The organism is Bradyrhizobium sp. Bra78 (assembly GCF_024519855.1).
Taxonomy (GTDB): Bacteria; Pseudomonadota; Alphaproteobacteria; order Rhizobiales; family Xanthobacteraceae; genus Bradyrhizobium; species Bradyrhizobium japonicum_G.
This window is the reverse complement of record NZ_JALJRE010000015.1, coordinates 34,668-57,117: the sequence shown is the minus strand read 5'-3', so window position 1 is coordinate 57,117 and position 22,450 is coordinate 34,668. Positions and strand designations below refer to the sequence as shown.

General features: G+C 64.3%; 22 protein-coding genes. 9 read left to right on the top strand and 13 right to left on the bottom strand.

Features of this window, described 5'->3' with window-relative positions; translation table 11 throughout:
* Positions 1-347 precede the first annotated feature (347 nt).
* Both OC450_RS28245 and OC450_RS28240 read right to left on the bottom strand, forming a co-directional pair.
* A complete protein-coding gene (locus tag OC450_RS28245) occupies positions 348-1,403 on the bottom strand; it encodes a fatty acid desaturase (RefSeq protein ID WP_256809129.1) in 1,056 nt (351 codons plus the stop codon).
* Positions 1,404-2,126: 723 nt separating this feature from the next.
* Positions 2,127-2,432, bottom strand: coding sequence for a GlsB/YeaQ/YmgE family stress response membrane protein (locus OC450_RS28240; protein WP_211381771.1), 306 nt, complete (start codon positions 2,430-2,432; stop codon positions 2,127-2,129).
* 282 nt (positions 2,433-2,714) lie between these two features.
* Between OC450_RS28240 and OC450_RS28235 the strand changes: the two genes are divergently transcribed.
* From OC450_RS28235 to OC450_RS28225, 3 genes are all read left to right on the top strand, one after another.
* Positions 2,715-2,990, top strand: coding sequence for a hypothetical protein (locus OC450_RS28235; RefSeq protein WP_211381770.1), 276 nt, complete (start codon positions 2,715-2,717; stop codon positions 2,988-2,990).
* Positions 2,991-3,146: 156 nt separating this feature from the next.
* Positions 3,147-3,824, top strand: coding sequence for a Crp/Fnr family transcriptional regulator (locus OC450_RS28230; protein ID WP_211381769.1), 678 nt, complete (start codon positions 3,147-3,149; stop codon positions 3,822-3,824).
* 56 nt (positions 3,825-3,880) lie between these two features.
* A complete protein-coding gene (locus tag OC450_RS28225) occupies positions 3,881-4,108 on the top strand; it encodes a hypothetical protein (RefSeq protein ID WP_211381768.1) in 228 nt (75 codons plus the stop codon).
* A gap of 169 nt (positions 4,109-4,277) precedes the next feature.
* Here OC450_RS28225 and OC450_RS28220 read toward each other — a convergent pair whose 3' ends face one another.
* Both OC450_RS28220 and OC450_RS28215 read right to left on the bottom strand, forming a co-directional pair.
* Complete coding sequence (locus OC450_RS28220; protein WP_256809126.1) at positions 4,278-4,544, bottom strand: hypothetical protein; 267 nt, start codon at positions 4,542-4,544, stop codon at positions 4,278-4,280.
* 314 nt (positions 4,545-4,858) lie between these two features.
* A complete protein-coding gene (locus tag OC450_RS28215; protein WP_211381766.1) occupies positions 4,859-6,295 on the bottom strand; it encodes a lipopolysaccharide biosynthesis protein in 1,437 nt (478 codons plus the stop codon).
* A gap of 308 nt (positions 6,296-6,603) precedes the next feature.
* On the opposite strand from OC450_RS28215, the gene OC450_RS28210 reads away from it, so the two are divergent.
* Positions 6,604-7,671: an endo-1,4-beta-xylanase gene (locus tag OC450_RS28210; protein WP_211381765.1), complete on the top strand. Its 1,068-nt coding sequence runs from the start codon at positions 6,604-6,606 to the stop codon at positions 7,669-7,671.
* 10 nt (positions 7,672-7,681) lie between these two features.
* Here OC450_RS28210 and OC450_RS28205 read toward each other — a convergent pair whose 3' ends face one another.
* Complete coding sequence (locus OC450_RS28205) at positions 7,682-8,635, bottom strand: DUF6492 family protein (protein ID WP_262049065.1); 954 nt, start codon at positions 8,633-8,635, stop codon at positions 7,682-7,684.
* A 658-nt stretch (positions 8,636-9,293) separates the two neighbouring features.
* On the opposite strand from OC450_RS28205, the gene OC450_RS28200 reads away from it, so the two are divergent.
* Positions 9,294-10,025: a 4'-phosphopantetheinyl transferase family protein gene (locus tag OC450_RS28200; protein WP_211381763.1), complete on the top strand. Its 732-nt coding sequence runs from the start codon at positions 9,294-9,296 to the stop codon at positions 10,023-10,025.
* Positions 10,026-10,110: 85 nt separating this feature from the next.
* Here OC450_RS28200 and OC450_RS28195 read toward each other — a convergent pair whose 3' ends face one another.
* The 3 genes from OC450_RS28195 to OC450_RS28185 form a co-directional block, all read right to left on the bottom strand.
* The gene (locus OC450_RS28195; RefSeq protein ID WP_262049064.1) at positions 10,111-11,136 is read right to left on the bottom strand and encodes a histone deacetylase family protein; all 1,026 of its coding nucleotides are present in this window, start codon (positions 11,134-11,136) and stop codon (positions 10,111-10,113) included.
* 96 nt (positions 11,137-11,232) lie between these two features.
* The gene (locus tag OC450_RS28190) at positions 11,233-12,171 is read right to left on the bottom strand and encodes an SMP-30/gluconolactonase/LRE family protein (RefSeq protein ID WP_211381761.1); all 939 of its coding nucleotides are present in this window, start codon (positions 12,169-12,171) and stop codon (positions 11,233-11,235) included.
* Positions 12,128-14,203, bottom strand: coding sequence for a PQQ-dependent sugar dehydrogenase (locus OC450_RS28185; RefSeq protein WP_262049063.1), 2,076 nt, complete (start codon positions 14,201-14,203; stop codon positions 12,128-12,130). Before OC450_RS28185 ends, OC450_RS28190 begins: the two co-directional genes overlap by 44 nt.
* A gap of 207 nt (positions 14,204-14,410) precedes the next feature.
* On the opposite strand from OC450_RS28185, the gene OC450_RS28180 reads away from it, so the two are divergent.
* The 3 genes from OC450_RS28180 (at position 14,411) to OC450_RS28170 (ending at position 16,658) form a co-directional block, all read left to right on the top strand.
* Complete coding sequence (locus OC450_RS28180) at positions 14,411-14,644, top strand: DUF6894 family protein (RefSeq protein ID WP_211381759.1); 234 nt, start codon at positions 14,411-14,413, stop codon at positions 14,642-14,644.
* 9 nt (positions 14,645-14,653) lie between these two features.
* Positions 14,654-14,830 carry a hypothetical protein gene (locus tag OC450_RS28175; RefSeq protein WP_211381758.1) on the top strand — a complete coding sequence of 59 codons (177 nt, stop codon included), beginning with the start codon at positions 14,654-14,656 and terminating at the stop codon, positions 14,828-14,830.
* Between the two features lie 238 nt (positions 14,831-15,068).
* A complete protein-coding gene (locus OC450_RS28170; protein ID WP_262049062.1) occupies positions 15,069-16,658 on the top strand; it encodes a gamma-glutamyltransferase family protein in 1,590 nt (529 codons plus the stop codon).
* A 95-nt stretch (positions 16,659-16,753) separates the two neighbouring features.
* Here OC450_RS28170 and OC450_RS28165 read toward each other — a convergent pair whose 3' ends face one another.
* The 4 genes from OC450_RS28165 to OC450_RS28150 are packed head-to-tail and all read right to left on the bottom strand — an operon-like array spanning position 16,754 to position 20,229.
* Positions 16,754-18,040 (bottom strand): NAD(P)/FAD-dependent oxidoreductase, encoded by a 1,287-nt coding sequence (locus OC450_RS28165; protein WP_262049061.1) that lies wholly within the window; start codon positions 18,038-18,040, stop codon positions 16,754-16,756.
* Positions 18,041-18,051: 11 nt separating this feature from the next.
* Positions 18,052-18,783: an amino acid ABC transporter ATP-binding protein gene (locus tag OC450_RS28160; RefSeq protein ID WP_211381755.1), complete on the bottom strand. Its 732-nt coding sequence runs from the start codon at positions 18,781-18,783 to the stop codon at positions 18,052-18,054.
* A complete protein-coding gene (locus OC450_RS28155) occupies positions 18,780-19,433 on the bottom strand; it encodes an amino acid ABC transporter permease (protein WP_211381754.1) in 654 nt (217 codons plus the stop codon). Before OC450_RS28155 ends, OC450_RS28160 begins: the two co-directional genes overlap by 4 nt.
* 31 nt (positions 19,434-19,464) lie before the next feature.
* Positions 19,465-20,229, bottom strand: coding sequence for an ABC transporter substrate-binding protein (locus tag OC450_RS28150; protein ID WP_262049060.1), 765 nt, complete (start codon positions 20,227-20,229; stop codon positions 19,465-19,467).
* A 183-nt stretch (positions 20,230-20,412) separates the two neighbouring features.
* Here OC450_RS28150 and OC450_RS28145 point away from each other — a divergent pair, with 183 nt between their 5' ends.
* On the top strand, positions 20,413-21,081 hold the full coding sequence (locus OC450_RS28145; protein WP_211381752.1) for a helix-turn-helix domain-containing protein: 669 nt from the start codon (positions 20,413-20,415) through the stop codon (positions 21,079-21,081).
* 75 nt (positions 21,082-21,156) lie between these two features.
* Here the strand turns inward: OC450_RS28145 and OC450_RS28140 are convergent, their stop codons facing one another.
* Positions 21,157-22,422: a D-amino acid dehydrogenase gene (locus tag OC450_RS28140; RefSeq protein WP_211381751.1), complete on the bottom strand. Its 1,266-nt coding sequence runs from the start codon at positions 22,420-22,422 to the stop codon at positions 21,157-21,159.
* Between the last annotated feature and the right edge of the window lie 28 nt (positions 22,423-22,450).

Below are 22,450 nucleotides of genomic sequence, written 5' to 3'. Positions count from 1 at the left end.
GGTCTGCCTGTGCCGATCACGTGTCAGATTGCGATCTTTGCATTAAGAAATCACAGCCGCCCTTCCAAGCCGCTTGCGGGAACATCCGGCGCGTCGGGGCGACAAATCTCTCATATACGACAGCCCGCAAGGGAGAAAGGGTGGCCACGGTTAAAGCTGGCCCGGAGCTTGCGGCTGGACGCTGCGGCAGAATGTCCGCCTTGGAGATGGCGCAATCCCGGATGTCCGCGCCGTGGCGGAACCGAGCGCGCTACAGGTCACAATGGATCACAGGCGCCGCATACGCCGCCATGGCGACCGACCGTCGGCTGCGGGCGCAACTACGGGGCGCCCACATTCGCGACGTTTCAGCCAGGACGCCGCCGCGGCTCAGACGAGGCCAACGCCGGCGAGGCGGTTGAGGTCAGAGCTGCCTCTCCAAAGGAGATGAGTTGCAACCGCTCCTCATCCCACAAGGTCAGCCGCACGGTCCGCAAACTCTGGAGCAGCGTAATCCGTCCGACGCCGGCGAGCTGCGGATGGTCGCGCAACACGTCCGGCAAGCGATAGCAGGGAATTCGGCTGCAAAGATGATGGATGTGGTGGACACCGATATTTGCCGTGAACCAGCGCAGGACAGCCGGCAATTGGTAGTGGGAGCTGCCGTGCAGCGCAGCGTCGTGAAAATTCCAGCTCTCGTCGTGGGACCAGTAGGTGTGCTCGAACTGATGCTGGACGTAGAACAGCCAGACGCCGATCGACGCCGCCAGAACGATGATCGGCAGGTGTATCAGCAGGAATGGCCCCCAACCGACCAGCAGGATCATCGCGGTGACGAGGACTGCAATCGCGACGTTCGTGCCCATTGTACTCAACCAGGGCTTCCAGCCGCCACGCATCAGCCCTACCGGCAATCGATGCTTCAAGATGAACAGATACGTGGGACCCACGCCAAACATCACGATCGGATGTCGATACAGGCGATATAGCATCCGACCCCATCGCGACTGCCCACGAAACTCGCGCACCGTCAACGTGTCGATGTCGCCCAAGCCCCTGTGATCGAGATTGCCGGAATTCGCATGATGGCGTGCATGGTTATGCCGCCAGTAGTGGTATGGCGTCAGTGTCACCACACCGATGGCTCGGCCGACCCAATCGTTCGCAACGCGGCCGCGGAAGAAAGAGCCGTGTCCGCAATCGTGCTGGATCATGAAGAGGCGGACCAGCAAACCCGCCGCGGGCACCTCGAGCAGCAGGGCAAACCAATAGCCGTGGTCAAGCGCGGCCCAGATCAAAGCCCAGATGATAAGGAGCGGTCCCGCCGTGATCGCCAGTTCGAGGCCACCGCGCGCGCTGTCGGGCTCGCGATAACGGGCGAGCAACTGCGCCGATGCGCGGATGTCCGGCGTCCTTTGAGTCATATCTGGTCCGCTCCCGAACATGTCCGCCGAAGAAGCACGAACGCCGACGCGACGTCTCCGGCAGCAGCTCCGAGGTGGTGCCCGCACGCTTTCATATTGAACCCTGCCCGGTTGTGCCGCTGAGCAATATTGCTCACGCCGGGAGCCGGCGTTACCGCGGAATCTGCCTGCCCCCTTTGGCACACTGCGAGTGAGATCGGAAGGGGCGCGCGGACGCATTCGCCGACCGGCCGGAGATTTTCCGAAAGCGTGAGCAATATTGAACAGAGGCTGAGGCGCGGGCGCGGCATGCTCACGGCGTCTCAGCCGGCGAATCGGTTGTCATCGGCGACGGCTTCGGGTGCAGCATACCCCACCATATGGTGCAGGAGCTTCATATGTCCGAGATTTATGCTCGTCCAGAACCGTCGTTGATTCCGATACCCCGGCCACTCTGCCCGGCGTGCCAGAGCCGCATGATGCTGACCCACGTCGGGGCAGGCGGCGACGGTCGCAATCTGCGAATCTTCGAATGCTCCAAGTGCGGGCACGTCCACAGAATATCCATTGAAGATCCGATGAGATCAGCCAATTGACAGCCGAACCCGAGAGAAAGCGGCCCCAGCACGGGGGTGCGAACCGGGGCCGCCAATCATCGGATATGATGAGTGGGCATCAAATCCGGTCGCTATCACCAAGTAGCCCCGGCGACGTTCGTTCCAGGCCGATTCTCGCGAAGCGCGCCTACCAGCGTTTGCGCCAAACGCCGCCCCATTGTCCGCTCCATCGGCTCCGTCCGCGGACGAGCGCCACGATCATGAGCAGCAACACCGCGCCGACCGCGGCGTCGATGATCTGCGAAACCATGCCGGAACCGAGATGGATTCCCAGTTGCGGAAATATCCAGCTCGCAATGAAGGCGCCTGCTATGCCCACGACGAGATCGCCGACCAGGCCCAAGCGCGTGCCCATGACGATCCGGCCCGCAAGCCAACCGGCCGCGATGCCCACGGCCAATATGACGAAAAGGCTTTCACCAGATAGATTCATGTTCACATCCTCACCAACGGACGACCAAGCGGTGTTCCGCCACCGGTCAGACTAGACCTGAGCAAGGGCGGATGATGTGCAAAACAGCTCAGAGCCGGTCGTGTGATCGGCGCGCGGCTCACTATTAATTGCGGACCATTCCTCCAAAGCTGAGCAATTCTGCTCGGAAGCAGGGCGAGCCAGCCGATAGTGTCTCTGACGACCGCCTCCGACCTGCGCGACGAGCCGGATCGACAAGTGACGCGGCTGATACCTCTGCAGGTTCGTCCAGGAGATCTCACATTGCCCATCAGAACTACGCGGACCACCGTTTCGTTCGCCAATCCCTTCGTTCTTCAGGGCCTGGAAGGCTCACAGCCCGCAGGTGAATATGTCGTGCTCGCTGACGACGAGCAGATCGAAGGGTTGTCGCGGATCGCTTATCGGCGCGTGGCGACGCTGCTTCAGACGCCCGCGACATCTGCCTCCCAACTGCTGATCCAGTCCTTCTCGATCAGCCAGACGGAGCTGGATGCCGCACTCATGAAGGACCGGCATCAGACGGTCGTACGGCATTGAGCGCAGGCGAGCGATATGGCGAGGCGGCCGAGCCGCCGCCACAAGTGTTTGGCCGGGATCACCGGCGGGCCGGAGGGCGGAAGCAAGATTTGCCTAACGCGCCCGGCGCCGGCCCTGCTAAGCTGAAGCTCTCTCCATCAGGTTCTTGACGACGTCATGCCAAAAGCGGCGAAAAGCGCGTTCGATCCAAAGCTCTTTCTCGCCAAGGTCGGCGAGGGCAAAGCCATATTGAAACTCGACAAGAACCAGGTCGTGTTCTCGCAAGGCGACGCCGCGGACACGGTCTTCTACATCCAGTCGGGGAAGATCAAGGTTCTGGTCATCTCCGAGCAGGGCAAGGAAGCCGTGGTCGGAATCATGGAACCCGGACAATTCTTCGGTGAGGGTTGCCTGAACGGCCATCCCTTGCGAATTTCGACAACGGTGGCGATGGAACAATGTGTGATCACGTCCATCGCGAAATCAGCGATGCTCGCGGTGCTCAAGGGCGAACCAAAGTTCTCCGAGTTGTTCATGGGCTATCTGCTCAGTCGAAACAGCCGCATCGAGGAAGACCTGATCGACCAGTTGTTCAATTCGAGCGAGAAGCGGCTTGCGCGTCTGCTGCTGCTCCTGGCGAATTTTGGCAAGGATGGCGCCACTCAGCCCATCGCGGTGCAGGTCAGCCAGGAGACGCTCGCGGAGATGATCGGAACAACCCGCTCCCGGGTCAGCTTCTTCATGAACAAGTTCCGCAAGCTCGGTTTCATCACTTACAACGGCAAGATCGAAGTTCACAACTCCCTCCTGAACGCGGTCTTGTATGACAAGCCTGAGATCGTGAGGGACGACTGAAGCGGTTGGAGGCAGGAACGCCTCGTGCCGTCTCCGCAACGATATGAAGGTACTCCATGAAAACGCCGACCACGCAAGTCGACGAGATCGAGCCGAGAGCCATTCAAAGGGCCGACGTAGCACCGGCCGATGGCTTCTCCCTTGTGGTCGATGGTCACTTCAAGACCCGTTACGACAGCGAAACGGCTGCCCGAGCAGCCGGGGGCGAGTTGCTCGGCAGGTTCCCGATGTTGCAAATCCTAGTCTACGATGCTGCGACCGGGAGGCGGTCGCCGCTGCAATAGATGGCTGCCTTTGCTGTGCGGGACGGTTTGCTGTGCGGGACGGTTTCCGGGCTCGTCAGATTCCGGCGGCCCCCGGACGAAGAGCAGCGCTTCGCTGTCCCGGTCGAGACGCTTGTCGGCACCCGAGGCGTCGAGCGTATGGCCGACCAACTCGCCCGCCGGCAACCACCTATCGGGACGCATCCCGGCCCCTCGCCTCTTCCTCGGCCAGCCGCTCCAGGAGCCATAGCCGCCGGGCGTCGTCTTTGGCCAGATCGAGCCGCCTTCTGAAGCTTCTCAGGTTTTCGCGGTGGATGTATTCTTCCAGGTCCTCCAATCGGTGGCCCTCGTTCAGGTCGGCGGCCTCAGATCGTAACTGGCGAACCAGAGAACCGCGGCCGATGTCATCGGATCGGCTTCGACCATGGCGGCGCGCAGTTGATGGCAGCCGGCGCATGCGAACGTTCCGATGTCAAACGCGGGCGAGCCGGGCATCCTCGCCAAGGTCATGTGTTCGCCGCACCTGGGACAGCGCGGCTGCAGGCTTGATGCAGATGGCGGACCGGATGAGCGGGAATGTTGCACATGCATGCGATTCACCCTCGAGGCCTGGCGGGAGCGTGACAGCACTCCCAGTCACCGATAGATACCGATAAGGGCGGTGATGACCCCAGCATGAGCCGCCGGGTCCGAAGTTACTGGTCAATATTGCTCAGCTGGAGCGAAGTTCCCACCCGGGGCCCGGCCCGACGGCCTGGTCGGACATCGCGGCTAGACGCCCAGTGCCTTCCGATTGAAGGTTCGCAGAACACGCAGCGACAGCGTGCGAACGTTCGCGACGTTGAGAAGCCACGCCGCAGCGGCATAAGCGAGCCCGCCGGCGAGGCTCACGACCACAAGCGATACGAGGCCGGTGCCGTTGGCCTGCGATCGTGCAACGAGGATCGCAGCTGCCATCGCCGCAGCGGCGACGGCAACGCCAGCGAGGCGATTGAAGTCGAACGGCACGGGATGGGCGCGCTGCATCAGGACGACGGCCACGACGAAGCCGATCGCTTCGGTCGCGAGCGTCGCCAGCGCCGCACCGTGGAGGCCGTAACCGGAGACCAGCGCGAACATCAACGCCACGCTGACCACCAGCGTGAGGAACGATTGCGCCGCGAGCATGAAAGGCCGCTCGGCGAGCTGGAAGCTGATCTGCACGTAGAATTGATTGGCGATGCCGAAGAAGCGCGCGAGCACCAGGATCGGCAGCAGCGCCGACACGCCGGCGCGGAAGTCGACGCCGACCAGCGTGCCGGCGACCTGGTCTGCTGCAAGCGCAAGCCAGACCGCGACGGGCGCGACGACGACGAGCAGAAGTTCGAGGCTCTCGGTCAGCCGCTCCCGCGTCGTCTCGTCGTTTTTCTCCGACAATGACCGGAACACCAGCGGCACGGTCGCCGCGGCGACGCTGGAGGCGATCATGACCATGAACTGGCGCGGCAGATCGGCGGCAACGCCGAAGATGCCGGCGGCGTCCTTGCCCAGCAGATAAGCGACGATGAGCCGGTCGCAGGCCGAATAAACCGCGACGGACAATCCGGCCAGCGTCAGCGGCAAGCCGTAGCGCGCGAGCTGCATGAACTGGCTGCGCTGGAATCGTGCGATCCTGGTGCGGTCGCCGATCAGATTGAGGATGATCCCGGTGAGCGACCCCAGGCCGAACGCGGCCAGCAGTCCCAATCCACCCCAGCCGAGCCAGATGCCGAGCAGGCCAAAGCCGACGCTGGCCACGCTGCGCACGATCGAGATCGCCGCGAACCTATAGGGACGCAATTTGGCGCGTTCGAACTCCTGGCCGACATCGACGGCATTCGCCGTGATCGCGACGAACATGCTGGCGAGCAACAGCCCGACACTGACGTCGCTGCGGAACAGGAAGACCAGCGGCGTGGTGGCGCAGAGCACTGCAACGGTGAGCGCGAAGGCGACCATCGCCGTGCCGCGAAAATCCACCTCGGCCGACATCGCCTGATAGCGCGACACCGACAGCTTGATCCAGGCAAAGAAGATCGCGCCGAGAATGCCGGCCAGGCTGATGCCGACGACATAGACGCCGTACTCCGCCGGCGTCAGCAGCCGCGTGTAAGCCGTGACGGCGAAGAAGCCCACCGCCGCGGGCAGGATGTAGGCGACGAGGTAAATCGAGAAATGGCGGTTCAGCATGCGAGCACGGGACCGGCAACATGGTTGCGAGTGTGACGGCCGTTGATCAATTGGACCTTGGCGGGACGGGCGAATTGCGCTGCAGCATCGCTCAAGAGTGTCACATAAGTCTGCAAATCGGGCGGCGAATGAGACAGCCCCCGGGATTTCGTCGGTTAGCGTTAAATTTGCCCTTCCCTGATCGGAAGGGCGCGACCGCCGAACGCAACGATGACTCGTCGATGGCAAAGGTTAACCCAACAAAGCAAAACCCCCGCATTGCGAGGCGCCGCTTGGTACGTTGGCGCATTGGTTCCCAAAGGAATGCCGTGACCAGGCTCGACAGACGCGAATTTCTCCTCGGCAGCGCTGCCGCACTCGCGGCGGGCACATCGGCGTCCGCGGCGCCGGCGTCGAAGCTCGCCCAGCGCCGACCGGGATTTGGCGCCGCGGCCACGCTCTGGGACCTGCAGGCCGATCCGCGGCTCGGCGAAGCCATCAGCACCTATTGCACGCAGGTGGTTCCGGTGCTCGAGCTGAAATGGCCGATGCTCCGTCCGAACGCGCACACCTTCGCCTTCGAACGCGCCGATGCGATCCTGGATTTCGCCCGGCAGAACGATCTGACGATGCGCGGCCATGCGCTCGCCTGGTATCACGACATTCCGGACTGGACCAAGCAGATCAAGGATTCCAAAGGCGTCGAGCGCGCCTACGTCGATCACATCGGCACCGTCGTTTCCTATTACAAGGACAAGCTGACGTCGTGGGACGTGGTCAACGAGCCGATCCCGGACAATCCCCGCAGCCCGAAAGACCGGCGCGACACGTTCTGGACGCAGCATCTGGGCAACGGCTGGATTCCGCTGGCCTTCCGCACCGCCGCCGCGGCCGATCCTTTCGTGAAGCTTGCGATCAACGAATATGACATCGAGTCGGCGAAGGACTCATTCATTGCGAAGCGCGCGGCTTACCGCACTCTCATCATGGACCTGCTCGACCAGGGCGTGCCGCTGCACGCCGTGGGCCTGCAATCGCATCTGCACGCCGAGCTCGAGATCGACACGCACGGGCTTGCCGAATTCGTCACCGAGCTGCGCTCCTGGGGTCTCGATGTGCTCGTCACCGAGCTCGACGTCGACGACCAGAAGCTGACGGGGACCCCGGCGGAGCGCGACGTCGTCGTCGCCAAGCGCGTCGATGATCTCTTGACCGCGATCTCGACCAGCGGCCCGGTGCGTTCGATCCTGACCTGGGGCCTCTCGGACCGTTACAGCTGGATCAACGGCACCTTTGCCCGCGCGGACAAGCAGCCCAACCGCCCTTTGCCGCTCGACGGCGAGTTCAAGCCGAAGCCGTTCATGGACGTGATCAGCAAGTTCACGAGGGACGTTTGAGGACGCGGCCTTAGCGCGTCTTCGTCGGTAATTCGAATTCGGCTGCGGCTCCCATATCTTCAGGAGACAGGCTCGGAGCGCGGCGATCGCGCGAGCTGAGGCGGAACACGTCGCGGATGTCGTCGACCGAGGTCGACGAATAGGACTGGATGCAGAGCGCGACCTGCTCGGGCGAGGCGGCACCCATCATCGCTTCGATCGCCGGGCGGTCGAGCCGGGTGTCGTCCCAATGCGATGCGGCGATGCTGTCTTCCGTGACCCGGTGGGTGGCCAGATGCGCGGACGAGCTCGCGACGAAATGGCCATAGAGCAGATATTCCGAGAACTTCTTCTTCCGGCACAGCGCCAGGACCCAGTTCAGTCCCGTCGCCGACTTGATCGCGTCGGTCATCGCACGCGCGGTGTCCTTGTCCCAGACCAGCGCGTTGCCGACATAGTCGTCCGCGGGGAAGGACCTGTCCTTCACGCCGAGGAGCTGGTCGACGGTGCGGAGCCACAGGACATGCAAGGGGTGATCGGCGTCGATCCCGCTGCGCGTGACGAACAGCGGCGTCTTCTCAGCGCCGGCATATTGACCGACGTCGAATTCACGAAAGAAAAGATTGTCCGAATCCAGGATGCAGACGCGCTGCTCCGGCGCGTTGAGGACGCCGGCGATCTTCAGGATCTGCTGGATGTGCCAGCCATGGACGGGCGACGACAGCAGCGACAGCCAGACGCGCCGCTTGCTGATGAACTGGAGCGCCGGGGGCAACGCCCAGAGCCATTTCGGCAGGTAACGCGAGGCCGGAACGATGACGCGCTTGTCGGAAGCGAACCGCTCGAACAGCGGCACGTCCTCATCGTTAACGAGAACATAATGCCGCGTGTATCCCGAGAGCCAGGTGTCGATGCTCTCGCTGAGCAGCGAAAAGCGCTCGATATCCTTGGCGTAGCTGGCGGTCAGCAGGGCAACGGAATGCATGGCGCGCGCTCGAATAATCAAGCCGCACTCATAGCGACAGCGGGAGATGCTGGAAACTCACGATTCGAATCAAGGTAAAGCGAAACGAAGCTTCCGCGATCCGCATCGTGCTGCGCGCGAGGGCAGCCGATGCTGCCGATCGACCGGCCCTGGCTGTCACCGATACACAAGGAGCGCGAGACCGGCTGCAAAGCACGTGCGAATACGGGTTCGCTCGCCAAAGCTGTGTATGATCAAGTTGCGTCTTGATTCTTTGACGCCAGCACGCAAGATTGTTCCCACGTTTTGATTTGGACGATTATTTTCTACCGGGGGAGTTTTATGGGCTTCATCAAATTTGCCAAGGGCAGCTCGTCAAGCCACATCAAGGACATCGACGCCAGCCTTTTCGTGCTGGGCGGGTTCAACAAGGCCAAAAAGAAGTAAGGCTCGACGGCCGGGACGCCGCACGAACCTTGGGCTTCAGTTTACGGACATTGGCGGCTCGCTTGCCGAGTTGGGGTCTCGCACAAGCTTGCATCTGTAAACCGGCCTGCAAATCGACAAGAATTCGCCCGGGTGGACCGCTAGAAGCGGTTCGCCTGGTTGATTTTTGCTCAGTTGATTCTTCCGTCGGGACCGGGGATCCAGCCTCTGCCTGACGCCAAAGGCCCGATTGATGGCAGACGACAGAATTGAACTGTTTGTCGGACTGATCGAGACGATCGACGCGCCGGGCGCGGTCGATGCGTGTCGACATCTGCTCTCGGTCGACGAACGGGTCCGGGCTGACCGCTTCATGTTCGAGCGGCATCGCCGGCAATATATTTTCGCGCATGCGATGTTGCGCCTGGCGCTGTCCCGGGCCGCGCCCGATGTCGCGCCCTCTGACTGGTCGTTCGGGGCCGGCCGCTACGGGCGGCCGTTCGTCGCAGCGCCCAAGACCTCGGCCGCGCTGTATTTCAGCCTGTCCCACGCGGACGGCTGCGTCGCCTGTGTCGTGTCCAGGCACGAAGCCGTCGGCGTCGACGTCGAAACCGTATCGCGGCGGGTGGCTCCGCTGTCGACGGCGCTTCGGTTCTTCGCGCCGGAAGAGGTCGAAACGCTGCGCGGACTGCCGGAGCCCGCCGCGATCGAGCGCTTCTTCGACTATTGGACGCTGAAGGAAGCCTATCTGAAGGCCAGGGGTTTCGGCCTCAATTTGCCGCTCGACGCTTTCGCGATGCAGGTGTCGCGCGAGGCCATCGAGATCAGCTTCAAGCCCGATATCGCCGACGATCCGGACGGCTGGCGCTTCTCGCTGTGCTCGCCGTCGCCCTCGCATCGTCTGGCGATTGCCGACGGCTCCCGCGCCGCCGGCGGCCTTCCCATTATCCGCAATGCATGGCCGCTGCAGGAAGCAGCCGAATGACGCCGCCCTGGGCGGGCGTCTCGAAGGATGGCCGCAGGCGAGCGTTACGCCACGCTTTTCTTCGCAGGGCAGGGAGAGGCGAGCCTCAGCGCGCCTCTTCGAATCCTGCCAGCACCGAGGTCAGATTGGCGCCCAGAATATCCGAGAGATAGCCGCCCTCCTGCACGAACACGGTCGGCAGGCCCATCTTGGCGATGGCCTGGCCGATGCGGCGGAAGCCGGGCGTGGTAACGGCGAGGCCGCGCAGCGGATCGTGCTCGGAGGCGTCGAGGCCTAGCGCGATGACGAGGGCGCCGGGCGCAAAGGATTCGATCGCCTTGCGCGCGACATCCAAGGCCTGGATGTAGCCCTCGTCGCCAGTGCCGATGGCGAGGGGAATGTTGAGATTGGTGCCGCGCCCCTCGCCCTCGCCGCGCTCATGCGCATAGCCCCACACGAACGGGTAATACGCGGTCGGATCGGCATGGATCGAGATCGTGTACACATCGGGCCGCGCGTAGAAGATTCCCTGCGTGCCGTTGCCGTGGTGGACGTCGACGTCGAGGATCACGACGCGCTCGTGCCTCTGCCGCAGATGTGCCGCCGCAATCGCGCTGTTGTTGAGGAAGCAGAAGCCGCCGGCCATGTCGCGATAGGCGTGATGGCCGGGCGGTCGGCAGAGCGCATAGGTCGCATCCTCGCCGTCCATCACCAGCTGTGCCGCCGTGACCGCGACGTCGGTCGCGGCGCATGCCGCCGCCCAGGTGCCCCGGCCGATCGGCGCCGCGGTGTCGGCGGTGTGCCAGCCGAGCTTGCCGACGATGTGGGTCGGATAGGTCGCGGCATGACGCACGGGATGGATGTTGCCGATCATCTCCGGGCCGGAATCGCCGAGCGCGGTCCAGGCATCCCAGGCCTCGCTCAGGAACGACAGATATTCCGGACTGTGGACTCGCGCACGCGGCCCCTGCCCGAATGTGGTCGGCTCGACCAGTTGATGCTTGCCGTCCTTGAGCCCCTTGAGCAGCCGGTCGGCACGCTCGGGCTGCTCGGTGGTGCGCTTGACGACACCGCGGACCAGGAAGAATTGCGGATCGTGGCTGCGATGCAGTTCGGTATGGACGGCTTTCACTCAAACACTCCGTGGTCGCGTGCTCTTCGACGATGTCCACAGATGTCTAAATCCCTGCGGCGGCCAGATGCAAGCAAGAACAATGCCGCGCCTTTTCTAGCAGCGCCCGCGCTGCAGGCAGTGCTCGCGGCCCTGCTGGTCGGTGCGGAAGGACTCGATGAAGCCGCCCTGGCGCTGGGTGACGAAAACGGTCTTGCCGTCGCTGCCGCCGAAGGCGAGGTTGGTGGGCTCCCTGGCCCTAAGCGCAATCTCGCGCTCGACCGCGCCGTTGGGCTTCATCAGCGCGATCGTGCCTTTGAGGATGCGCGCGACATAGAGACGGCCGGCCACGTCGGTGCGCAGCCCGTCGACGGTGTCGGGCTGAAACGCCTTCACCAGCTTTGCGCTCGCGAGCTCGTTGCCGTTGATCGTGTAGGACCAGATCTGGCCGCTGCTGGATTCGCCGACATAGAGCGTCTTGCCGTCCGGGCTGAGGTCGATGCCGTTGGTGGTGCCCATCGCGCGCGGCGCCGACATGACCTGCCCCTGCACCGCGCCGTCAGCAGATTTGGCGATGCGCCAGATGTGGCCTTCCCGACCCTTCCAGTTCGGGTCGCTCGCATAGACCGTGCCGTCATGGGCGACCGTGATGTCGTTGGGCTGGTTCATCTCGTCGGAGTGAAACCAGACGGCAGGCTCGGCGCTTCCCTTCGGAATGGTGAAGATGTTGTGCTTCTTGTAGTCGGCGATGAACATCGCGCCGTTCCGATCGAAACGGATCGCGTTGCCGACGCTGCCTTCGGGAAGTGTCGTGAACAGCTCCGAGGCCGTACCGCCCGCCGGCAGCCTGCCGATGGTGCCGGGCTTGCCGAGATTGACGACGAACAGATTGCCATCGAGATCGGCGGCGGGTCCTTCGATACCGAAGGTATATTCGCTGGCGGGCGTCACCTGCACGCTGTCGAACAACTTGGTTTCGGCAGCGGCCGGCAGCGTCGCGATGAGCAGGATGCTACTGCACAGGCACCAGAAATTCCTGCCGGATGTAATAGCCATCGTCGTCGCTGCACTCGCCGTTCAGATAGGGATCGGCCGGCCGGAAGAAGCGGCTGAAGCCGGGTTTGTCTACAGCGTTCCTTTGTGTCACGACGACGACCTTGGCGGCCGGTATTTCGCCGCATTCCGTGTTGGATTTGCTGAAGAACTTGCGCTGCGGCGGACCCGGCCTGATCCGCATCCGCGTGCCCGGAACCATTTTCGCAACCAGCAGATCCACCGTGTCGAGCAGGCGCGTGTAGCCAGGCTCGGTCTTCGGCAGGCTTTCGCCGCCCGGCGGCATCAACTTCTCGGCGCCGAGACCGCGCAGCCGCGTGCGCAGCCTGCCGGAGTCGGGATCGCCGGGATAGATCCAGCCGTCCTGCGACAGCATGAAGCGCAGCACCGTTGCATCCTTCTCCGCGTCCGATTGCCCTGACTTCAGGCCGAAATCGGAATGGCAGCCGACGCAGTGTTTTTCGACGAGGCCCTTGCGCAGCGTGGTGAGCCGGATGCTGTTCTGCGCGTCCCCGGCAACGAAGGCCGCGAGCCGGTCGATCAGCATCTGGCTGCGCGTGTCGCAGGGCAGCGGCGGCGGCGCATCGCCCGTGGCGCGATCGATCCGGATCACGGTCTGGTTCTTGTCCTCGACCAGCCAGATCGCGCCGTCCTCCGCAACTGTCATGCCGACCGGGGCGCCCTGCGGCCGCGTACCGTTGACGCGGTGCCAGCCGGCGATCAGCTCCTCGAACGGAGCAGCAGCCACCTCCCCGGCGTCGGTCTGAAAGCTGTGGGTCGGGTCGGCCGCGCAACTGACGTGGTAGCGCACCGGCGCCGGGACGGTATTCGGGAAGCCGTGATCGTCGACGTCGTAGACGAGGACACGGCTGCCGGTCGGGCGATAGCCGTGCAGGCCGACCAGCAGCTTGCCCTCGAGCTCCGGAAATTTGGCGCCGTGATAATACAGCATCGCCAGCGGCGCGCCGTGCGGCGGCATCAGCGAGAACGGCGCCTTGTAGAGCGCGTTGGTCGTGCAGAGCGATTTGTAGATGCCGGATTGCAGCACGCTCCTGAATTCGGGACTCGGCGTCGACAAATCGTAGCAATAGGGCCAGCCGTAATGCCTGCCCTGCTCGATCGCGTTGATCTCCTCGTTCGGCTTGAAGATGTCGGGCAGGTCGCGGCCATTCTCGCCCTGGAGGAAGGCGTAGCCGGCATCGGGGAAGTTCGGATGCAGCACCAGGGCCATCGAATTGCGCAGACCGCGCGCATAGACGCTGTGCGGCGGATCCGGATCGTTCGGCTTCAACGCCGCGAAGATGCCGCCCGCGGGCGGCGTGAACAGCCAGATCGATGCCATAGCGGAGGCGCCCTCTGCGGCCGCGCAGGGTTTTGTGATCGGCGCCGGCGTGATGCAATCGTCGCTGTGCGAGCCGACATTGACGAACAGCCGCCCGTTCTTGTCAAAGACGAACTGCTTGAGCGGATGCGCGCTCTCGTCGAGCCTGGTGCCGTCGGGCAACGTGATCCGACGGCCGGGCATATGACGGATGATGGTCTCGACCGTGCTCCGCGGATTGTCGGCGAGCGGATCGAACCGGAAGATCGTCTCCGCGGTCGAAGCATAGAGCTTCTTGTCCGGGCCGATCACGAGGCCGAACGGATATTCGATTCCCGTCAGCAGCTCCTTGAACCGCTGGCCCTGGGGTGCATGCGGATCGAGCAGCAGCAGCCGGCCATCGGTGTGGCCCCAGCCGCCCATGTCGGCGACCACGAACAGGTCGCGGCCCGGCACCTGGACGATCGCGCGCGGAAATTTGAGGTGGTCCTCTTCGCTGGCGACAAGGCCGGCGCAAAATCCCGCCTTCATGTCGATCTGGATTTTTGGAAACACCAGATCGGCACCGCCGCAGGTCTCGGTGCCGATCGCGTAGCCGCTTTTCCTCACCGATTCGGAGGAGGCTCCCGAGGCAAGGCCGAGCAGCGCTCCAGCGACGATCGCCGCAAACAGCCGCAGGCAGCGGCGTTCACGCCAGAATGTGAGCTGGTTCACGGCGGCCTCCTGGACTTTCCGCCAAAAGTTGTTCCATGTCATGGGAACGCCGTCCAGTTGATCAACACCCCCTTGTGATCAAACCCGCAGGGGTCTTGGTGCCGACCAATCTCCGTAGATTCCCTTACCGGGTTCGACCCGAATGTTTCGCGAAGGCTTGGGATGGTATCCGTTTGCCGTCCCAATCGCTCCCAATAGGAGACGCATATGGTCCAGGTCTATTTCCACTGCTCCAATACCGAGGGCACGCTGATCGATCGCAGCGGCACCGCGGTGGCCAGCCTGACCGAGGCGCGTGACCGGGCCGCCCAGATCATGAACACGATGATCCTGACGCCGGGCACCGAAGATTGGCGCGACTGGGTGATCCATGTCAGCGGCTCTGACGGCGAGGAGATCTTCGATCTCCCCTTCACCGCCATGCTCGGCAAGCCGCATTGAGGTGATGCCATGTTGCTCGCGTCACTGAGCCTGCTCCGCCAGCCCCTGAGCTTCGTCGCCACTAAATGGCAGACGCTGATCCGGATCGCCGGCACCCCCTACCGGCCCGAGCTCCACTACATGCGCGGGCCCGGCCCGAAATGGCACGCCAAGTATCAAGCCAGCCGGCTGGATCGCGCGCGCTGAGCGCCGCGGCTTCGCCCTCCCTTTTCAGCTGACCGCTTCGCAAACTCGTGATGCCCGGGCCTGTCCCGGGCATCGACGTCTTGGGCCAGTCGCAGAAGTGCGCGGCCGCACCATCCCGCGCCTGCTTCACACCTGCCATGTCGCTTCGCCGCGTGGATGTTCTCGTCAGCGGCGATGTGCCAATGTTCGAGCGCTCCGCCGATCGGGACGCGCAACAGAGCCAGACGCAGACAACATCATGCCTCATCAGTTCAGCCTCGCCCAGACCATCCGCAAACCCGCCGTCAGGTCCAAGGGCGGCATCGTCGCCGCGCAATCGCGGCGGGCGGCCGAGGTGGGAGCGCAGGTGCTGGCGGCTGGCGGTGACTGCGTCGACGCGATCGTCGCGACCACGTTCGCGCTGAACGTGCTGGAGCCCTGGAACAGCGGCATCGGCGGCGGCGGCGCGATGGTGCTCTACCGCGCCAGGGAAAATCGCACCGAGGTGATCGACTACGGCATGTGTGCGCCGCAGAGCCTGCGCATGGCCGACTATCCGCTCAGCGGCGAAGGCGCAGCGTCGGATCTGTTCCCCTGGCAGCGGGTGAAGGATGACCGCAACATCCATGGCCCCGGCTCGATCGCCGTGCCCGGCGTCGTCGCCGGCATGGAGGAGGCGCATCGCCGTCACGCCAGGCTGCCATGGAAGGATCTGGTCGCGCCGGCAGCCGCACTCGCCGGCGAAGGCCTGCTGGCCGATTGGTGGACCACGCTGACGATCGCGGCCTCGGCGGCCGATCTTCGGCGCTATCCCGCGAGCGCGGCAGCGTTCCTGAAGGACGGCCTGCCGCCGAGCGCGCCGTGGGGCATCAAGTCCGAGACTCGGCTGCCGCAGGACAATTTGAAGGCGACGTTGTCGCACCTCGCCGAAGCCGGGCCGCGTGATTTCTACCAGGGCGATCTCGCCAGGAGCATCGCATCCGACATCAGGGGCGACGGCGGCGCGCTGTCGGTGGAGGATCTTGCCGCGTTCCGCGCCCATCTGCGCGAGCCGTTGGCGATCCCCTACCGCGGCGGCAAGGTATTTGCGACGCCCGAGCTCACAGCCGGACCGACGCTGGCACATGCGCTCCGCCTTCTGCAGCAGAATCTGAAACCGGCAGGTGCGCCCGATGCAGCCGCCTACGCCGAATATGCGCTCGCCTTGCAATCGGCCTATCGCGAGCGGCTCAAGGACATGGGCGATGCCGACGGCAAGCGCTCGCTCGGCGCCGAATATCTCGCGCCGGCCTGCACCACCCATTTCTCCGTCGTCGACCGCCACGGCAACATCGCCGCGGTGACGCAGACGCTGCTTTCGTCCTTCGGCTCGAAATATGTGACGCCGCACACGGGCATTGCCATGAACAACGGCATCATGTGGTTCGACCCGATGCCTGGCACGACCAACTCGCTCGCCCCGGGCAAGCGCTGCCTCACCAACTACACGCCCGTCATCGCCGAGATCGAGGACGGCAAGCGGCTGGCGGTCGGCGCCTCCGGCGGCCGCCGCATCCTGCCTTCGGTGATGCAGCTCGTGTCCTTTGCGATGGATTTCGGCATGGACCTCGATGCCGCAATCCATCAGCCGCGCATCGATGCCAGCGAAGGCGCGACCGTGATCGGCGATATCAGGCTGCCGGCCGACGCGCGCAAAGTCCTGGCGGCGCGCTTCGACTACGAGGAAACACAAGTGCAGGCCCTGCCGATGAAGTTCGCCTGCCCGAGCGTGGTGATGCGTGACGGTGACGTCAACACAGGCGCGGTCGAGATTTTTCAGCCTTGGGCCGACGCGATCGCGGAAGGCTGAGGTTAAACTACACCAGATCGGGCCACCGGCTCTTTAACCTCTCCCGCAAGCGGGAGAGCACCTGCTTCGTGGCGAGAAGAAAATCCAACTGCGCCTTAGATCCCCAGCCGGTCGCGCACGCGACCTGCGATCACGGCGCTCGTCACGCCCACCGGCCAGAAGGCATGCATCGGGATCGGCTTGATGCCGGTGACGGGCATGTCGATCCCGGCCTTGGGCCCGCCGATCAGCCGACGGGCGAGCTGCGCGCCCATCGCGGTCGAGAGCGCGACGCCGCGGCCGTTGCAGCCGAGCGAGATCAGGATGTTTTCCGCCGGCTCGTGCACATGCGGATAGTGATCCTTGGTGATGGCGAGCCGGCTGTTCCAGCCATGGGTCCAGGCGACGCCCTTGAGCTGCGGCCATAGCCGTTCTGCATAACGCATGAGATAGGCGACATCGTTCGGCGCGCTGATCCAGCGCATCGGGCCGCGGCCGCCCATCAACAGGCGGTTGTGCTGATCGATGCGGTAGTACACCGTGATATGGCCGCTTTCGTAGAGCACCGGGCGCGTCGGCATGATCGAACGGGCGATCTCGTCTGAGAGCGGCGCGGTGGCGGCGATCGACGAAAACACCGGCACGATGGTGCGGCGGAGGCCCGGCCAGAGATCGTCGGTAAACCCGTTGGTCGCGAGCAACACCTTGTCGGCATGCACCACGGCGCGCGGCGTTTCGATGCGCCATCGCGAGCCCTCACGGCGCAGCGACAGCGCCGGCGTCTCGCCATGGACCTTTGCGCCTGCGGAGATCGCGGCGCGCGCAAGGCCGCGGGCGTAGCTCAGCGGATGCAGATCACCGCCGCGGGAATCCAGCATCGCACAGAGATAGCGATCGGTGCCGGTCATCTCGCGCAATTGCTCGCGGTTGAGCAGCTTCACCGGCATGCCGCGGCGGATACATTGCTGCGCGGTCTTGTCGATCGCCGCGGCGCTGGCCTCGTTATAGGCCGCGCGCAGCGTGCCGTTCTGCCGCGCCTCGCACGGGATCTGGTAGCGACGGATCAAATCATGCGTGAAATTCGTGGTGCCGTAGGAGAACTCGATCATGCGGCGGCCGAGCTCAGCGCCGAAATCGGCCTCGATCTGATCGGGGTCGTGCTTCAGTCCGGGATTGGTGTGGCCGCCATTGTTGCCCGACGCGCCCCAGCCCGGCTCCTGCGCCTCCAGCACCAGTGCCTCGACGCCCTGCTCGGCCAGATGCAACGCTGTGGACAGGCCTGTGTAACCGCCGCCGACGATCGCGACCGGAACGGTCTTGTCGACGTCGAGCGGCGGCGTGGCCACCGGCGCGACGGCGGTCTCGGCATAGAGCGAAGGCGGCAGAGGCAGGCGCGTCGGCATGGCGAGACCGTTCAGAGCGGATGCAGCACGCGGCGCAAGAAGTCCTGCGTGCGCGGATGCTGGGGTTGATTGAGCAGCGCCCTGGCCGGCCCCTGCTCGACGATGACGCCGCCGTCGATGAACAGCACCCGGTCGGCGACGTCGCGGGCAAAACCCATCTCGTGGGTGACGACGACCATGGTCATGCCGTCGTCGGCGAGCTTGCGCATCACGCCGAGGACATCGCCGACCAATTCAGGATCGAGCGCCGACGTCGGCTCGTCGAACAGGATAGCCTTGGGCTGCATCGCGAGCGCCCGTGCGATCGCGACGCGCTGCTGCTGGCCGCCCGAGAGCTCCGGCGGGTGCGCCTCGGCCTTTTCGGCGAGGCCCACTTGCGCGAGCAGCGCGCGGCCGCGCTCGAGCACTTGTGCGCGCGCCTCCTTCTTCACATAGAGCGGACCTTCGACCACGTTCTCCAGCACCGTCCGGTGCGGAAACAGGTTGAAGCGCTGGAACACCATCGAGACCTGGGTGCGGACTTTCACGATCGAGGCGGCATCGCGGTCGACCTTCAATCCCTCGACGTTGATCTCGCCGCGGTCGTAGCTTTCCAGACCGTTGATACAACGCAGAATCGTGGACTTGCCGGAGCCGGACGGGCCGACGATGCAGACCACCTCGCCTTTCTCGACGCGCGCCGTGATGCCCTTGAGCACCTCGTTCTCGCCAAAGCTCTTGTGGACGTCGTTGAGGTCGATCATTTCTTGCCCGCCCGCTTCTCGAAGTGTCGAACCAGCAGGATCAGCGGGATGCTCATGGTGAGATACATCAGCGCCACCAGCGTGAACACGCTGGTGTTCTTGAAGGTCGAGGACGCGATCAGCTTGCCCTGGAGCGCGAGCTCGGCGACCGTGATGGTCGAGGCTTGCGACGAATCCTTCAGCATCATGATCATGACGTTGCCGTAGGGAGGCAGCACGATACGCACCGCCTGCGGCAGCACCACACGGCGCATGGTGAGCCACCAGCCCATGCCGATCGATTGCGCCGCCTCGATCTGGCCCTTGTCGATCGCCTCGATGCCGGCACGGAAGTTTTCCGCCTGATAGGCCGAGTACGCGATGCCGAGACCGAGGATCGCGGCCTGCAACGCCGAGAGCGTGACGCCGAGATCGGGCATCACGAAGTAGAGGTAGAACAAGAGCACGATGATCGGGATGCCCCGGATCACGTTGATCAGGCTGGCGCTGAGCATCGACAGCGCCTTGATGCCGGAGACCCGCATCATCGCCCAGATCAGGCCGAGCACCGTCGAGAGCAGCAGCGAGCCGATGGTGACGACGATCGTCAGCGCGACGCCGCTCATCAGGATCGGGAAGAACTCGGCGGCGTCGTGCCAGAAGCCTTTCATCGGCCAGCCTTCATCGATCGATCCTTAACGATCAGCCCTGGGCCTTCAGGCCCCATTTGTCGAGGATCTTGTCGATGGTGCCGTTGGCCTTGAGCTTGGCGAGCGAGGCGTTGATCTTGCCGAGTAGCGCGGTCTCGCCCTTGCGCACGCCGATGCCGACCGACCCGACGGTGGCGGGCTTGTAGCCGTCGACGAGGCGAACCTCGGGGAAGCCACCCTGCTTCAGATTATAGGCGAGGATCGGGTAGTCGGCGTAGCCGGCCTTGAGGCGGCCGGCATTCACGTCGCGCAGGATGTCGGGAATGGTGTCGTAAGCCTTGACGTCGGCGAACAGTCCCGACTTTTTCAACGCGTCGACGAAGGCGGTGCCGACCTGGGCGCCGACCGTCTCGCCCTTCAGATCTTCCTGCACAGCGTAGGCTTTGGTGTCGCTCTTCGGCACGACGAGACCTTCACCGTAAGTGTAGATCGGGTCGGAGAAGTCGACGACCTCCTTGCGCGGCGCGGTGATGAACATCGCGGCTGCAATGATGTCGATCTTGCTCGAGGTCAGCGAGGGGATCAGCGCCGAGAACTGCATCGGCTCGATCTGCACGCTGAGGCCGGCGTCCTTGCCGATCTCGGTGATGAGATCGACCATGATGCCCTGGATGGTATTGGTCTTGGTGTCGAGGAAAGTGAACGGAATGCCTGTCGGCGTCGAGCCGACCTTCAGCACCTGCTGCGCCGAAGCCGGCGCCACGACAGCTAGCACGAGCGCCGCGACCGCGGCCTGAACAAAACGCTTCAACGGCATCGCAATCCCCTTTGGACTCGGCCGGTGGCGGCGAGGCGCGCGGTGTCGAAACGAGAGACGTTGCGGGCCAAGCCGTTTCAGCCTATTTTCACCAATATGAAAATTTGGTCACACTTCCGCGGACGATGCAAGCGGTTTTCATGCACATGAAGGAAGCGATTTGACGTGAGCGGTGGCAAAAGAATGCGCAAACCGGCCGCGGCAAAGCCGGCCAGGGCTGTGAAGGCGAAGGTGAAGGCCAAGGTTGTCACCAAGGCCATCGCCAAACCGTCGGAGCCCGCGATGGACGTCGCGGTCGGCCGCCGCATCCGCGATCTCCGGCGCGCCAGGCAATTCTCGCTCGAAACGGTCGCTTCGCGAACGGACCTGTCGATCGGCTTCCTCAGCCAGATCGAGCGCGGCCTGTCTTCGCCGTCGCTGCGGGTGCTGGCAACGCTTGCCGACGTGCTCGGCGTCGGCATCGCCGCGCTGTTCGGCGCGAGCCCGAGCGCCGACGGAGCATCCGATCAGGTGGTGACGCGCGGGCTGCAGCGGCCGGAATTGAAGCTATGGCGCACCGGCGTCTCGAAGCAATTGCTCAGCCCCGCCAGTGCGGACAACCGGCTCAACCTGTTCCTCGTACATCTTGAGCCCGGCGGCTCCACCGGCGACGAGCTCTACACCCATGACGGCGAGGAAGCCGGCCTCGTGCTCGACGGCGAGATGATGCTGACGGTGGACAGCGAGACCTGGTCGCTGAAGACGGGCGACAGTTTCCGGTTCGCGAGCCGAAGGCCGCACCGGTTTTCGAATCCGGCCAATGACGCGAAGGCCGTGGTGCTGTGGGTGAATTGCGTGACGGGGGCGGGTTGATCGCTCGTCCTCTCTCCGCGAGCAGGTGAGGCGAACCGCGACACCTCCCCGCCGTCATTACGAGCGGATAGAGTCTTACCCGAACCGGTGATCGTATCGCTCCACCGTCAGCGCACTGACATCGATGTCAGGCTTCTTGCCCGACAGCATGTCCGCGAGCACGCGGCCGGAGCCGCAGGACATGGTCCAGCCGAGCGTGCCGTGGCCGGTGTTGAAATGGAGGTTGGGGTAGCGCGTCGGACCGATCACGGGCGGGCCGTCCGGCGTCATCGGGCGCAGGCCGCTCCAGAACGTCGCCTTCGAGAGGTCGCCGCCGCGCGGGAACAGATCGGTCAACGAGTGATCGAGCGTGGCGCGCCGCGCGTCGTAGAGCTGGCTCGAATAGCCCGAGATTTCGGCGGTGCCGCCGACGCGGATGCGATTGCCGAGACGGGTGATCGCGACCTTGTAGCTCTCGTCCATCACGGTGGATTCCGGCGCGCCGGAGGCGTCCTTGATCGGCACCGTGATCGAATATCCCTTCACCGGATAGACCGGCAGCGAGATGCCGAGCGGCGCGACCAGCCGCGACGACCAGCTTCCGAGCGCGAGGACGTAAGCGTCCGCCTGCAACAGGCCAGCGCTGGTGGAAACACCAGTCACGCGCCCGCCGTCCGTGACGATGCGGTCGATGCCGGTGTTGAACATGAAGCGCACGCCGAGCGCTTCGGCATGCTTGGCGAGCGCCTGCGTGAACATGTGGCAGTCGCCGGTCTCGTCCTGCGGCAGGCGAAGCCCGCCGGCGAACTTCTCCTTCACGCCCGCCAGCGCCGGCTCGGCCGCGATGCAGCCCTCGCGACTCAGCACTTCAAACGGCACGCCGTATTGCTTGAGCACGGCGATGTCCTCACCCGTGCCGTCGAGTTGGGCCTGGTAGCGGAACAGCTGGAGCGTGCCCTGCGAACGCTCGTCATATTGAATGCCGATGTCGCGGCGCAGGTCGCGCAGGCAGTCACGGCTGTACTCCGCGATCGGGATCATCCGGCTCTTGTTGACCGCGTAGCGCGCGCTGGTGCAGTTGCGCAGCATCTTGGTGAGCCAGACCCACATCACGGGATCGAGCTTCGGCCGGATCACCAGCGGGCCGTGCTTCATCAAGAGCCACTTGATCGCCTTCACCGGCACGCCGGGACCGGCCCAGGGCGAGGAATAGCCGGGCGACACCTCGCCGGCATTGGCAAAGGAGGTCTCGAGCGCCGGCTCCGGCTGACGGTCGACGACCGTTACCTCATGACCGGCACGTGCGAGATAGTAGGCAGAGGTGACGCCGATGACACCGCTGCCGAGGATCAGAACTTTCACGCTTGGTCAAACTCCCGCGGCATCACGC